Origin of the sequence: Inquilinus sp. NPDC058860 (assembly GCF_042743185.1) — a bacterium.
GTDB lineage: Bacteria > Pseudomonadota > Alphaproteobacteria > DSM-16000 > Inquilinaceae > Inquilinus.
The window spans coordinates 117,593-130,350 of record NZ_JBHYMS010000010.1 but is presented as its reverse complement, the minus strand read 5'-3'; the positions used below and the strand labels follow the sequence as shown (position 1 = coordinate 130,350).

General features: G+C 70.0%; 16 protein-coding genes. 9 read left to right on the top strand and 7 right to left on the bottom strand.

The genetic code is table 11. From position 1 onward, the window contains the following. Positions 1-27 precede the first annotated feature (27 nt). From ACFW16_RS09645 to ACFW16_RS09615, 7 genes are all read left to right on the top strand, one after another. Positions 28-1,059 carry a type III polyketide synthase gene (locus ACFW16_RS09645; RefSeq protein WP_380304219.1) on the top strand — a complete coding sequence of 344 codons (1,032 nt, stop codon included), beginning with the start codon at positions 28-30 and terminating at the stop codon, positions 1,057-1,059. Then, positions 1,059-1,556 (top strand): isoprenylcysteine carboxyl methyltransferase family protein, encoded by a 498-nt coding sequence (locus tag ACFW16_RS09640; protein WP_380304217.1) that lies wholly within the window; start codon positions 1,059-1,061, stop codon positions 1,554-1,556. Before ACFW16_RS09645 ends, ACFW16_RS09640 begins: the two co-directional genes overlap by 1 nt. Positions 1,557-1,640: 84 nt before the next feature. Beyond that, the gene (locus ACFW16_RS09635) at positions 1,641-2,786 is read left to right on the top strand and encodes an acyltransferase family protein (RefSeq protein ID WP_380304215.1); all 1,146 of its coding nucleotides are present in this window, start codon (positions 1,641-1,643) and stop codon (positions 2,784-2,786) included. A gap of 73 nt (positions 2,787-2,859) precedes the next feature. Further along, positions 2,860-3,561: a Crp/Fnr family transcriptional regulator gene (locus ACFW16_RS09630; RefSeq protein ID WP_380304213.1), complete on the top strand. Its 702-nt coding sequence runs from the start codon at positions 2,860-2,862 to the stop codon at positions 3,559-3,561. Further along, on the top strand, positions 3,542-4,177 hold the full coding sequence (locus ACFW16_RS09625; RefSeq protein ID WP_380304211.1) for an NUDIX domain-containing protein: 636 nt from the start codon (positions 3,542-3,544) through the stop codon (positions 4,175-4,177). The genes ACFW16_RS09630 and ACFW16_RS09625 overlap by 20 nt, the downstream gene beginning before the upstream one ends. Then, the gene (locus ACFW16_RS09620) at positions 4,174-4,497 is read left to right on the top strand and encodes a low molecular weight protein tyrosine phosphatase family protein (protein ID WP_380304209.1); all 324 of its coding nucleotides are present in this window, start codon (positions 4,174-4,176) and stop codon (positions 4,495-4,497) included. The genes ACFW16_RS09625 and ACFW16_RS09620 overlap by 4 nt, the downstream gene beginning before the upstream one ends. A 108-nt stretch (positions 4,498-4,605) precedes the next feature. Then, positions 4,606-5,436: a hypothetical protein gene (locus ACFW16_RS09615; protein WP_380304207.1), complete on the top strand. Its 831-nt coding sequence runs from the start codon at positions 4,606-4,608 to the stop codon at positions 5,434-5,436. 163 nt (positions 5,437-5,599) lie between these two features. Here the strand turns inward: ACFW16_RS09615 and ACFW16_RS09610 are convergent, their stop codons facing one another. The 5 genes from ACFW16_RS09610 to ACFW16_RS09590 form a co-directional block, all read right to left on the bottom strand. Continuing rightward, complete coding sequence (locus tag ACFW16_RS09610; RefSeq protein ID WP_380304205.1) at positions 5,600-6,607, bottom strand: GlxA family transcriptional regulator; 1,008 nt, start codon at positions 6,605-6,607, stop codon at positions 5,600-5,602. Between the two features lie 81 nt (positions 6,608-6,688). Continuing rightward, complete coding sequence (locus tag ACFW16_RS09605) at positions 6,689-6,898, bottom strand: hypothetical protein (protein WP_380304203.1); 210 nt, start codon at positions 6,896-6,898, stop codon at positions 6,689-6,691. Continuing rightward, a complete protein-coding gene (locus tag ACFW16_RS09600) occupies positions 6,880-8,148 on the bottom strand; it encodes a glycosyltransferase family 87 protein (RefSeq protein ID WP_380304201.1) in 1,269 nt (422 codons plus the stop codon). Before ACFW16_RS09600 ends, ACFW16_RS09605 begins: the two co-directional genes overlap by 19 nt. Positions 8,149-8,262: 114 nt before the next feature. Continuing rightward, positions 8,263-8,958, bottom strand: a complete 696-nt coding sequence (locus tag ACFW16_RS09595) for a pirin family protein (protein WP_380304199.1) — start codon at positions 8,956-8,958, stop codon at positions 8,263-8,265. Positions 8,959-9,027: 69 nt separating this feature from the next. Beyond that, the gene (locus ACFW16_RS09590; RefSeq protein ID WP_380304198.1) at positions 9,028-9,978 is read right to left on the bottom strand and encodes a LysR family transcriptional regulator; all 951 of its coding nucleotides are present in this window, start codon (positions 9,976-9,978) and stop codon (positions 9,028-9,030) included. Positions 9,979-10,101: 123 nt separating this feature from the next. Between ACFW16_RS09590 and ACFW16_RS09585 the strand changes: the two genes are divergently transcribed. After that, positions 10,102-10,959 (top strand): pirin family protein, encoded by an 858-nt coding sequence (locus tag ACFW16_RS09585; RefSeq protein WP_380304196.1) that lies wholly within the window; start codon positions 10,102-10,104, stop codon positions 10,957-10,959. Positions 10,960-11,221: 262 nt separating this feature from the next. After that, positions 11,222-11,386, top strand: a complete 165-nt coding sequence (locus ACFW16_RS09580) for a hypothetical protein (protein WP_380304194.1) — start codon at positions 11,222-11,224, stop codon at positions 11,384-11,386. A gap of 143 nt (positions 11,387-11,529) precedes the next feature. Here the strand turns inward: ACFW16_RS09580 and ACFW16_RS09575 are convergent, their stop codons facing one another. Both ACFW16_RS09575 and ACFW16_RS09570 read right to left on the bottom strand, forming a co-directional pair. Beyond that, positions 11,530-11,796, bottom strand: a complete 267-nt coding sequence (locus ACFW16_RS09575; RefSeq protein ID WP_380304192.1) for a hypothetical protein — start codon at positions 11,794-11,796, stop codon at positions 11,530-11,532. Then, positions 11,793-12,470, bottom strand: coding sequence for a structural protein (locus tag ACFW16_RS09570; RefSeq protein WP_380304190.1), 678 nt, complete (start codon positions 12,468-12,470; stop codon positions 11,793-11,795). The genes ACFW16_RS09575 and ACFW16_RS09570 overlap by 4 nt, the downstream gene beginning before the upstream one ends. Positions 12,471-12,758: the final 288 nt, after the last annotated feature.

The following is a 12,758-nucleotide window of genomic DNA, read 5'->3' as shown; positions in this document are numbered from 1 at the left end:
GCGGGGCGGACCCCGCGGAGGTAGAGTATGCCCAGGCTCGCGGGGCTGGCCACGGCCGTTCCCCGACACGTGATCACCCAGGACGAGGCGCGCGAGGGCGCCCGGCGCGTCTTCGCGGCGCGGCCGGAGCTGTTCGAACGCATGGCGCCGATCTACGACGCTGCCGGCATCGACACCCGCCGCTCCGCCGTGCCGCTGGACTGGTACTTCGCCCCGCATGACTGGCACGACCGCAGCGCGGTGTTCCTGGACACGGCGCTCGACCTCCTCGAGGACGCGGCAAGGCGCTGCCTGGACGAGGGCGGCATCGGCGCCGGCGACGTCGATGCCATCGTCACCATCTGCTCGACCGGCATCGCCACGCCCAGCCTCGACGCCCGGCTGATGGAGCGGCTGCCGTTCCGGCCGGATACGGTGCGGCTGCCGGTCTTCGGCCTGGGCTGCGCCGGCGGCGTGCTGGGCCTCGCCCGCGCCGCGGCCCTGTCGCGCGCGCTCCACGGTACGGTGCTGCTCCTGGTGGTGGAGCTGTGCGGCCCGACCTTCCGCCGCGGCGACCTGACCAAGAGCAATGTCGTCGCCACGGCGCTGTTCGGCGACGGCGCCGCCGCGGTGCTGATCCGGCCGGAAGACGGGGTGCCGGCCCTGGGGCCGACCGGCGAGCATCGCTGGCCCGGCACGCTGGATGTGATGGGCTGGTCGGTCGAGGCGGACGGGCTCGGCGTGATCTTCTCGCGCGACATCCCGGCGCTGGTGCGCCACGAGTTGCGGCCGGCGGCGGAGGCCTTCCTCGACCGGCACGGGCTCGCCCTCGGCGACCTCTCCGGCTTCGTGTTCCATCCCGGGGGCACCAAGGTGGTCGAGGCGCTGCGCGATGCCTTCGACCTGCCGGACCCGGCGATGGCGGCGGAACGGGCGGTGCTGCGCCGCTACGGCAACATGTCGGCAGTGACGGTGCTGTTCGTGCTGGCGGAGAAGCGCCGGCAGATGGCCGGCCGCTGGCTGCTGAGCGCGCTGGGCCCCGGCTTCTGCGCCGGCTTCGCCGTGCTGGATTGCGGCTGATGCTGGGCTGGGCGCAATTGCTGGCGCTGCTGGTAGCGGCGCAGCGCCTGGGCGAGCTGGCCTATGCCCGCCGCAACGAGACCCGGCTGCGCGCCCGTGGCGCGGTCGAGAGCGGCGCCCGGCACTATCCGCTGTTCATCCTGCTGCACGGCGCCTGGCTGCTGGCCGTCTTCCTGCTGGTGCCGGCCGACAGCATCCCGTCCTGGCCGATGTTGGCCCTGTTCCTGCTGCTGCAAGCCGCAAGACTCTGGGTGGTGGCGACGCTGGGGCCGTACTGGACCACCCGGGTGCTAAGCCTGCCCGGCGCCCCGCTGGTGCGCCGCGGCCCCTATCGCTGGGTGCGGCACCCCAACTACCTGATCGTGACGGCGGAGATCGCGGTGCTGCCCCTGGCCTTCGACGCCTGGGTGATCGCCATCGCCTTCTCGCTCGCCAACGCCCTGCTGCTGCGCCACCGCATCGGCGTCGAGGAGCGCGCCCTGGCCGGACGGGGCTGAGGCGGGACGCCGCAACCCGGGGAACGTTCCGTCGACCCGATGGTTCGGTCCATCAGGCGTCATCGACAACAGCATTCCGGAGCCATGGCCGAGGCATTCCCCCGCAGCCAGCAGCAATATTTCCCCGCCCTGACCGCCCTGCGTGGCATCGCTGCGCTCTGCGTCGTGCTGTTCCACTACTCGGTCGGGTCCTTCCCGAACCTGCATCCGACAGAGGTGACCTTCTTTTTCGGCAAGAGCTATCTCTTCGTCGACCTGTTCTTCGCGCTCAGCGGCTTCATCCTGATGCATGTCTACGGCCGCGGCTTTGCCGACGGGCCGTCCGCGGCGACGCTAGGCCCGTTCCTCAAAGCCCGCCTTGCACGCTTGTACCCGCTGCACCTCGTCGTGCTCGGCGGATTCGTATTGCTGGAACTGCTGAAACTCGCGGTCGACCGCTCCGGCCTCGACGCTTTCGGCAACCCGCACACCCTCGCCACCCTGCCGGGCAGCCTCCTGCTGCTGAACGCCGCCGGCATCTACGAGGCATTGACCTGGAACGGGCCGTCCTGGTCGATCAGCGCCGAATGGATCGTCGGTCTCGCCTTCCCGCTGCTGGTGCCGGTCGTGTCCCGGCTGCGCCCCGCGGGCCTGCTCCTTCTGTATATGGCGACGCTGATCGGCTTCGTGCTGCTGTCCGCCGGACCGAAGATCGATCTTGATCTGACCGCCGATTGGGGCGTGCCGCGCTGCGTCCTCGGTTTCGTCGGCGGCATGGTTCTCCACCGCCTCTGGCGGGACGGCACGCCGCGCTGGATGGCGGCCGATGGGCCGGCGCTGGCTGCGGCAGCGGCCATCGTATTGGCGATGCATGTGAACATGCGTGGCGTGTTTCTGATCCCGCTGTTCGGCCTGCTGATCCTCTGCCTGGCACAGAACACGGGGCGGGTGGGCCGGGCGCTGGGCACGCGCCCGATGATCTTCCTCGGCGAGATTTCCTACGCCGTCTACCTGGCGCAGGTGCTGCTGCTCGACAGCGTGATTCTCGGCTGGCACCTGATCACCGGTTATGAACTGAAGGACGCCGGCTTCTCCGCGGCACAGTCTCTGATGGTCATCGCCGTGATGGTGGCGGCGCTGCTGCCGCTCTCCATCCTGCTGCACCGCTTGGTCGAGGTGCCGGCCCGCGGTTGGCTGCGCCGGATCGGCGCGCCGCGTCCGCTGCGCCCCGCCTTCCAGCGGCCGAGTTGAGGAACGCAGATCGGCTCTGGCGGGCGCGGCCCGCCGGCCCTATTCTGGCGCGCCTCAAGAACGAGACGCCTCCGTGCCTGCCAACGACCCCCGCCCCCTCGACGGGATCGATCTCCTCGCGGTCGCCCCGGCCGCCCTGCGTGCCGAGCTGCAGAAGCAATGCCGCTGGCAGCGCTTCGCGCCGCATGAGCAGATCATCGACCGCAACGACGATCCGGACCACGTCTACTTCCTGGTCGAGGGCAAGGTCCGGGTGGTGATCTATTCCGCCTCCGGCCGCGAGATCACCTTCGACGACCTCTCGGCCGGCGCCGCCTTCGGCGAGCTGTCGGCGCTGGACCGGGCGCCGCGCTCCGCCAACGTCATGGCGCTGACGGAGGCGACCGTCGCCGCCCTGCCGACCGCCGTCTTCCGCAGTGCCGTGACCGAGCATCCGGCCCTGGCATTGGCCCTTATGGTGCATCTGGTCGGCATGGTCCGCCGGGCCAACGAACGGATCATGGAGCTGAGCACGGTCGGCGCCAACAACCGGGTGCATGCCGAGTTGCTGCGCCTGGCGACGCACGGCGCCCAGCCGGACGGCAGTGCGACGATCCGGCCGATCCCGGTGCATTCCGACATCGCCAGCCGGGTCAGCACCACGCGCGAGACGGTGGCGCGGGTGCTGAGCGACCTCGCCAGATCGGGCATCGTCGTCCGCGCCGCCGACCATCTGCATGTCGCCGACCTGACCCGCCTGGAGCGGCTGGTGGAGGATGTCCGTGGCGAGTGGTGACGGCGGCGGCGGTGGTGGCGGCCTGAACCGCTGGACCACGCTGAAGATCAAGTCGGTCTATGAGAATCCCTGGATCAAGGTCGACGAGCACGATGTGCTGACCCCGGCGGGCACGCCCGGGATCTACGGGGTGGTCACCTTCAAGAACCTGGCGATCGGGGTGGTGCCGATCGACGATCGCGGACGCGTCACCCTGGTCGGGCAGCATCGCTACGCCCTCGGCCTCTACAGCTGGGAGATCCCCGAGGGCGGCGGCGACCCGCAGCTGCCGCCGGTCGTGTCGGCCCAGCGCGAGCTGCGCGAGGAGACCGGGCTGGAGGCGACGCATTGGCATGACATCCTGACCATGCATACGTCGAACAGCGTCTCGACCGAGACCGCCCATCTGTTCGTCGCCTGGGGGCTGACCCAGGGCGAGGCCGAGCCGGAGGAGACGGAGGATCTGGCACTGCGCACGGTGTCGCTGGCCGAAGCCTTCGCCATGGTGGCGGACGGCCGGCTCACCGATTCCCTGACCGTCGCCGCCCTGCTGCGGCTGCAGGTGATGCTGTTGAACGGCACCCTGCCCCCAGGCCTGGCCGAGATCCTGCAGCGGGCGGACGCGACGGCCGGGTGAAGCGCATCCTGTTCGTCTGCGGCCGCAACTTGCGACGCAGCCCCACGGCGGAAGCGATCTTCGCCGATGCGCAGGGCGTCGAGACGGCCTCCGCCGGACTGAATCCCGATGCCGAGGAACCGTTGACAGCCGAGCTGGTCGAATGGGCGGACCTGATCTTCGTCATGGAGAGGACACAGCGCGCCAAGCTGTCCGCCCGGTTCCGCAGCTCGTTGAAGCGGCCCCGCGTGATCTGCCTCGACATCCCCGACCGCTTCGAGTTCATGGACCCGGAGCTGACACGGCTGCTGCGCGCGAAGGTGACGCCGCTGCTGCGCTGACCCGTCGTCGCCGGCAATCGAAGCATCAAGGAAGCATCATCGTCCTGTCACGACCCGGGGCCTAGGGTCGGCGCCCTCCGAAGACGCGAGGGACGATCGATGATCCGTATGACCGCTGTTCCAGCCCTGCTTCTCGCCGCCGGCCTGCTCTCGGCGCCGGCCGGGGCGGAGGAACCGAAGCCGTATCCGGTCGAGGCGGTCGCCTCCTTCCCGGCGTCCGAGGCGCGGCAGGCCGTGGCGGTGGACGCCGAGTCCTTCTACGCCATCAACAGCCGGGCGATCGCCCGCTACGACCGGAAGACCGGCGCCCGGATCGCGGCGTGGACCGAAGCCAGGGACGGGCCGATCGTCCATCTCGACAGCGGCGTGGTCGTCGACGGCAAGCTCTACACCGCCCATTCCAACTACCCGGAATGGCCGATGACCAGCTCCGTCGAGATCTGGGACGCGGCGACGCTGAAGCATGTCGGCACGCACAGCTTCGGCATCGATCGCGGCTCGCTGACCTGGATCGATTATCACGAGGGGACATGGTGGGGCGGCTTCGCCAACTACAACCGGGTGTTCGACCGCAGCCCGATGGCCTATGGCAACAAATACAACACCCAGATCGTCCGCTTCGATCCCGGCTGGCGCGTCGCCGAAGCCTGGGTGCTGCCGCCCGAACTGCTGGAGAAGTTCGGCGACATGAGCAATTCCGGCGGATCCTGGGGGCCGGACGGGCGGCTCTGGATCACCGGCCATGACGAGCCGGAGGTCTATGCCCTCGAGCTGCCGGACGCCGGCTCGGTGCTGCGCTGGGTCGGCACCGCGCCGCTCGACATCGCCGGCCAGGGCATCGCCTGGGACCGGACGCAGCCGGGCGTGATCTGGGGCGTGGTCCGCGACAAGGAAAAGGGCGAGAACCGCGTCACCGCCGCCCGGGTGCAGTTGCCGTAGCCGGCAGCGCCGATCCTGTCAGAGGCCGTTCGGAAATGCGCTGGCGTGAGTCGGCTGGCGGTGGTTTCGAGAACCGGAGCGCAGCGGACATTGAGTCCGTGAGCACCGGAAGCTTCGAGTCCGCCGTCAGACGGCCGCGCCAGCAGCATTTCCGGACGGTCTCTTACCACGCCCGGCGCTGGCCCATCACCTGGGTCGGCGCGACCGGGCGGGGCGCCCGCTCCGCCCGCGGCGAATGGTTGAACAGGGAGCGGTAGCATTTGGCGAAATGCGAGGCCGAGGCGAAGCCGCAGGCCACCGCCACCTCCAGGATCGGCATCGAGGTCTGCGCCAGCAGGATCTGGGCGTGCTTCAGCCGGGCCTCGAGATAGTACTGGGACGGCGTGCAGTTCAGGTAGATCCGGAACAGCCGCTCGAGCTGCCGGGTCGAGAGCCCGGCGGCGCGGGCCAGCGCCGCCCGCGGCAGCGGCTCCGCCAGATTGGCCTCGATCTCGGCGATCGCGGCCAGCAGCTTCGGATGGCTGACGCCGAGGCGCTCGCGCAGCTCCATCCGCTGCGGCGCATGGCCCTGGCGCGGCCGGGCGTGCAGGAACTGCTCCGCCACCTGGTTGGCGAGGTCGATCCCGTGGGCCTGGGCGATCAGATAGTGGGTCATGTCCAGCGACGCCGTGCCGCCGGCCGAGGTGAAGCGGTCGCGGTCGATCTCGAACAGCCGCCCGGTGACGTCGAGCCGCGGGAAGGTCTCGGTGAAGGCGCTGAGATTCTCCCAATGGATCGTGCAGCGATAGCCGTCGAGCAGGCCGGCCCAGGCCAGGTGGTAGGTGCCGGTCGAGACGGCGCCGAGGCGCGAACCGCGCCGCGCCATCCGCCGCAGCCAGGCCAGGATGCGCTCATCGCGGCCCTCCTGCGGGTCGAGCCCGGCGACGACCACGATCATGGTGAAGGAATCTTCCGGCCCGATCGCGCCCTGCGCCATCAGCACGCCGCTGTTGCTGGCGGTGACCGGCTCGCCGTCGACCGAGAGCAGCCGCCAGTCGTAGAGCGTGCGCCGCGCCACCCAGTTGGCGGCCCGGAACGGCTCCAGCACCGCCGAGAAGGCCATCATCGAGAAGTTCGGCACCAGGAGGAACCCCACCCGCTGCGGCGGCTCGGTCATCGGATCGTCGGCCATGCCCTGGTTCTGCTGCGCTTCCCGCGGTTTCCGGCATCCGGCCACAGGGCCGCGGCCGGCGCAAGCCCCTGCACGGTCGGGTCAGCCCCGATCCCGGTCGCGCGGCCGTCCCCGCAGGATCAGGATCACGAAGCCGCCGATCAGCAGCAGGGCCGCCACCGCCGCGGCGGCGGCGATCCGGATGGCCCGGCCACCGTCGATTCCGGCCAGGTCGCCGGTGATGGCGAAGCTCCAGACGCCGATTCCGATCAGGAAGGCGGCGATGGCCGCGATCAGCAGGGCGATGCGCATGGCGCCGAAGACCGGGAGGGTTCGGAAGGGGAGAAGACGCGGCCCGCGACCACGAGCAGCAGCGCGGCCAGCACCGGCGGACCGAGCGGCACACCGAGCCTGAGGCCGATGGTGCGGACGAAGAGGGGTGCGATGAAGGCCACGAACAGCACGGTCTTCTCCCACGGCCGGAAGCCGGTCCGCTGCGCCGAAGCCATCAGCCAGGCCATCGGCAGCGCCAGCAGCACCAGGTCGTAGTCGAGCAGGAAGGGAGAGGCCAGCACCGCCATTGCCATTATCAACGCACCAAGGTCGAGCCCCGAGGGGCGAACCCGGCGGATGCCCCACAGCAATCCGCACAGCGCCAGCCCGACCGCGAGCTGCGCGGCATAGGCGACACCGACGCTGCCGCCCAGCAGCCGGACCGCCGCGAAGGTGCTCACCATCTTCGCCGGGCCCACCAGATCCTGCTCCAGCACCGCCCGCGCCAACGCTGTCTGCGCCAGGAAGCCGCGCCAGGTGGCGGTGCCGAAGACCAGCCAGGACAGCAGGCAGAGCGAAAGCGCCGACAATGCAGCCGAGATCAGCGTGCGCCACCGCCCGGCCGCCGCCAAGGCGAAGGGGACCACGACAGCCAGATGCGGCTTGAACACCAGCCCGCCGAGGGCCAGCCCTGCCAGCACCGGTCGGCGCTGCAGCGCCAGCACCCCCACACCGAAGCAGGCGGCGGAGAGAAAGCCGTTCTGGCCGTGCCCCGCATTCATCAGAACCGCCGGATAGGCCAGGATCGGCAATGCCGCCCAGCGCTGGGGCAGCAGCGCGCGCAGGCAGCGCCAGTACGCCAGCCCGGTCACGCCCAGCCAGGCGGCCAGCGACCAGAGATAGGGCAGTGCCGCGAGCGGCAGGCAGACCAGCAGGAAGACCGGCGGATAGAAGAAGGCGTAATAGCTCTCATCCGTCGCCGGCACCGCCATCCGCTGCACGGCGTAATGCGCCGTCGGGTCGTAGGCGGCTTCGGGCCGGCCCTCCAGCGCGAGCTCGGAGGCCGCCCAGAAGCTGACGAAATCGGACCCGAGCGGGTATCCGGCGACGGTGACCCCGTCCCGCGACAGGGCGATCCACCCCATGGCGACGACAGCCAGCATGACGGCAAGCACCCGGACATAGGCCTCCGCCCGATCGGCCGACAGCCAGGCGGCATCCCGGAGGAAGACGACCAGCCGCCCCGCCGCGCCTCTGCCCTGCCCCGCCGCTGCCCCCTGCCCGCTCATCCGTCGCCCGTCCCGCCACCGCTGCCGGCCCCATCCTGCCCGGGCCGTCCCGCGGCTGTCGAGGGACGCGGCCTGCGGCCCGGGTGCGAAACGTCCCGGGCCGCAGGGTCGCGATCAGGCGAGATCGAACAGCAGGACCTCCGCCTCCGTCTCGGCGACGATGCGAAGGCCCGGCTCGTCCTCGACCGCCGCCCCGTCGCCGGCGCGCATCTCGTGCCCGTCGAGCATGACGACACCGCGGGTCAGTTGGATGAAGGCGGCCCGTCCCGGCGCGATCGCATGCTCTGCCGTCTCGCCGGCAGCGAGGCGCGCGACGGAAAGCCGGGCGTCCTGGTGGATCCGCAGGACGCCGTCGCCGGCGTCGGGCGCCGCCACCAGCCGCAGCCCGCCGGTCGCGCCCTCCCCGGCGCTCAGCTGCTCATAGCCCGGCGCCAGGCCGCGCCGGTCCGGATGAAGCCAGATCTGCAGCAGGTGCAGCGGCTCGGTCGCCGAGGCGTTCATCTCGGCATGGGTGATGCCGGTGCCGGCCGTCATCCGCTGCAGGTCGCCCGCGCGGATCACCGCGGTGTTGCCGAGGCTGTCGCGATGCTCGACTGCGCCGGACAGCACATAGGTCAGGATCTCCATCTCGGCATGGGGATGCGCCGGGAAGCCGGCGCCGGGGACGATCCGGTCCTCGTTCAGCACCCGCAGCGACCGGAACCCCATGCGGGCCGGATCGTGGAACCGGCCGAAGGAGAAGGTGTGGCGGGCCTCGATCAGGCCGGTCTCGGTGCGGCCCCGGGCCATGCGGTCGTGCAGCGTGATCATCGCGATCTCTCCGATCCGGTGGTGATGCCGGGAAGATCGGGCCGGCCGGCCGAAGGTGAAAGCCGCGGATCAGGAAAACCGCTGTTCGGCCGGGGCGAACGACAGGCCGTGCTCCCACGGCGCGGCCTCGCTGCAGGTGTCGGCCAGGTGGTCGATCAGCGCGCGTACGCGGCGCGACAGGTGCCGGGTCTGCGGATACAGGGCATGGATCACATCCGCCACCGGCTCGGCATCCAGCGGCACCGGCACCAGGCGGCCCTGGCGCAGCGCGTCGGCGACGATGAAGGTCGGCAGCACGGTGAGGCCCAGCCCGGCGATGGCCGCATCCCGTGCCGCCTCGCCGTTGTTGACGGTGACCCGGCTGCGCATCGCCACACTGCGCGGCGGCCCGCCGGCGGCGAAGGGCTCGAACTGCCACAGCCAGGTGGACGGCGCCTCGGCATATCCGATCGCCTCGTGCTGGGGCAGTTCGGCCAGAGTCTTCGGCAGTCCCGTCGCGGCGGCGTAGCCGGGGCTGGCGCAGACCACGCGCCGGCTGGCGGCGAGACGCCGGGCGATCAGCGCCGAATCCCGCGGCCGGGTGATGCGGATGGCGAGATCGCACCCCTGCGCCGCAAGGTCGACCATGCGGTCGTCGAGGTCGAGAGCCAGGGCCAGCCGCGGATGGCGGCGGGCGAAGTCGAACAGCACCGGGCCGAGATAAAGCGTGCCGAAGCTCATCGGCGCCGCGACGCGCAGCGCCCCGCGCAGGTCGCCGTCGCCTTCCGCCACCTCCTCCGCCGCCTCGTCGAGCTGGCGCAGGATGCTGCGGCCGCGCTCGTAGAAGGCGAGGCCGCGTTCGGTCGGCAGCACCCGCCGGGTCGAGCGCTGCAACAGCGCCCCGCCCAGCGCGGCCTCGAGGTCGCTGATGCGCTTGCTGACCACGGATTTCGACAGGTTCAGCCGCCGCGCCGCGGCGCTGATGCTGCCGCTGTCCACCACCTGCAGGAAGGTGGCAATGTCATCGAGCTTGTATCGCATCGTTCGATCATATCGAACGGCGATTTCGAGGAAAGCTGCATTCTCTTCGCCGGCCGTCGATCCGATCTTGGCGACAGAGCGAAACCGCGCCGGCGATCCCGGCGCCCGCGAATGGAGATGATGATGGCCACTGTCGAGACCGCCAACCTGGCCCGCCCGCGCGCCGTGACCCGGATGCTGCGCGGCCGCCCCGCCAGCGACGGCGCCGGGGTGAAGCTGACCCGCGTGATCGGCCAGCCCGGCCTGCCCGACCTCGACCCTTTCCTGATGCTGGACGAGTTCCGGTCCGACGAGGCCGCCGACTACCTGGCCGGCTTCCCGGACCATCCGCATCGCGGCTTCGAGACCATGACCTACATGTTGGCCGGCCGGATGCGGCACGGCGACAACAAGGGCAATGTCGGCCTGCTCGGCCCGGGCAGCGTGCAGTGGATGACCGCCGGCCGCGGCATCGTCCATTCCGAGATGCCGGAGCAGGAGGACGGGCTGATGTGGGGCTTCCAGCTCTGGGTCAATTTACCGGCGGCGGAGAAGATGGCGGAGCCGCGCTACCAGGACATCCCGGCCGAGGCGGTGCCCGAGGTGGCGGCCGCCCCCGGCGCCCGGATCCGCGTCATCGCCGGCCGCTTCGGCGGCACGGCGGGCGCAGTCGAGGGCGGCACCACCGAGCCGGTGTATCTGGATGTCCACCTCGAGGCCGGCGCCGCGGTCGACCTGCCGCTGCCGGAGGGCCATGCCGGCTTCGCCTACGTCTACCAGGGCGCGGCCGAGATCGGCGGCGAGGTGCTGGAGCGCGGCACCCTGGGCGTGCTCGGCGCCGGCGACGGCGTGCGCACGGCGGCTCAGGCCGGCCCGGCGCGGCTGCTGATCGTCGCCGGTAAGCCGCTGCGCGAGCCGGTGGCGAAGTACGGCCCCTTCGTGATGACGACGGAGGCGCAGATCATCGAGGCCATCGAGGATTTCCGCGCCGGCCGGTTCTAGATTGATCAAGGGCGGAGGCCGGGCCGGCCTCCGCCCTCTTCTCACGGCCAGCCAAGGCGCTTTCGGCCATGGCCGATCATCGGCGCCAGTCCGGTCCGTTTGGCCAGACTGGTGCTGTCCAGACGAGAAAGGCCGACCGCATCGCAATGTTCGCAGAATGATGATCAAGATATCATCCGGCTCCTTTTACAATTTTTGACAATGATCTCAAGTAAATTTTATTCAAATGAAGATATTTTTCAATATAATAATAATATTCTTAATGAAACCTCCGACGATCTACGGGCTCGACGGCAGCGATTTCGCCAAAGGCAGCGCCGGTGATGACATGACGATGGCGGAGTTGGCGCATCAGGATGATGCACCGGCTGTTCTCCAACTTCGCGTATCGCTCTGGATATTCGAGATCGACCGGCACCCTGGCTAGACCCGCCTGCGCTGCAGATGCAGGAGCATTAATGCCATCCACAGATTGCTACTCCCGTCTCATTGTGCGCCAGGATCTGCCGCGCCGTGCCGTCGGTCAGTTGATCACCCTGGCTCATGTAGATCGGCCGGACCCAGGCGCAGTCAGTCGCGCGACCAGCGCCGTCGCAGCTCGTCAGCAGCGGTGCCGTTGCCAGCGCGGCCAATGCGATCCTCCACCGTGCGGCGAGTCTCCACCGCATCGCGATAGGCTTCATGGTCCTGCGCCTCCTGCTCCCGTTCCTGCGCCTGGCGCCCCTGCCGCCGGCCGAGCAGCAGGGCGCCCCCGATCGCCAGCACAACAGCGCCCGCGGCGATGCCCCACCGTCCCGCCCTCGAACCGGCGAACCATGCCCATGCCGCGGCGATCACCGGCCCCTCAGCACCAGCCAGACCACGACGGCAATGCCGGCCGCCGCACCGCCGGCGAGCAGAAGCCACCACGGCAGGCTGGCGATGTCCTTGACGATCGGGATCGCCGGCGCCGCGGCTTGAAGCCCGTCAGTGACAGCGCCCACAAGCGCGATGCCGCCACCGCCGGCGACCGCCGCGGCCTTTGCGGCGTTCGCAGCCCGGCTCGTCACCACCATCCCAGGCCGCTTCACGCCGGCACGGAAGAGCCCGTCATCAATGGTCGCCCGGCTGTAGATGCAGCGGCCGTTCTCATGGGTGATGATCGCCTTCACCAGCGGGGCGACATGCTCGTAGCTGTGCAGGTCCAGCATGGCGTCGGGGCCGAAGCCGGTCAGCTTGGCAACGTGGTCGACATAGGCGCCGGTGTTGTTCTCATGCCCCGGCGCCCAGCGCACGATGATACCGCGGATAGTCCGCAGGCCGTGCCGGTCCTGGTACGCAATCAGCAGCACGGCCAGTGCGCGGATGCCCCATTCCTCGACCGAGAACACCTCAAAACGCCCCCCATTTTTCCGATACTCGGCGGAGTTGCGATAGTCCGCATCCGAGATGCGGCCCTGCCACTTATTGACGGAGCTCCGCTCGATATTCCCGGGGTTATTGTTCCGCTCACCGCGGGTCTGTGCAGACATGTGGGTCTCCATGAATGGAAAACCCCGCTCTGTGGCGGGGCTGATCGAAGGATTTGCCGATGCCGCCAAGCCGCGGCAGCGCTAGATTGGCGCGAGGAGTGGAAGGGGATGAGGCATGAAAGCGTTAGCGAGGATCGGGTCTGCTGGATTGCTGGCCGGGCTGGCGGCTTGTGCCGGCGAGTGGGGGCCGCCTCCCCCGCCGAAACCCAAGCAGCCCAGCGTTGTGGACCGGGCCGCGGAGCCTCTGGTCAAGGAGCTCGGCGGCACCATCGGCCCACAGGGCGGTAT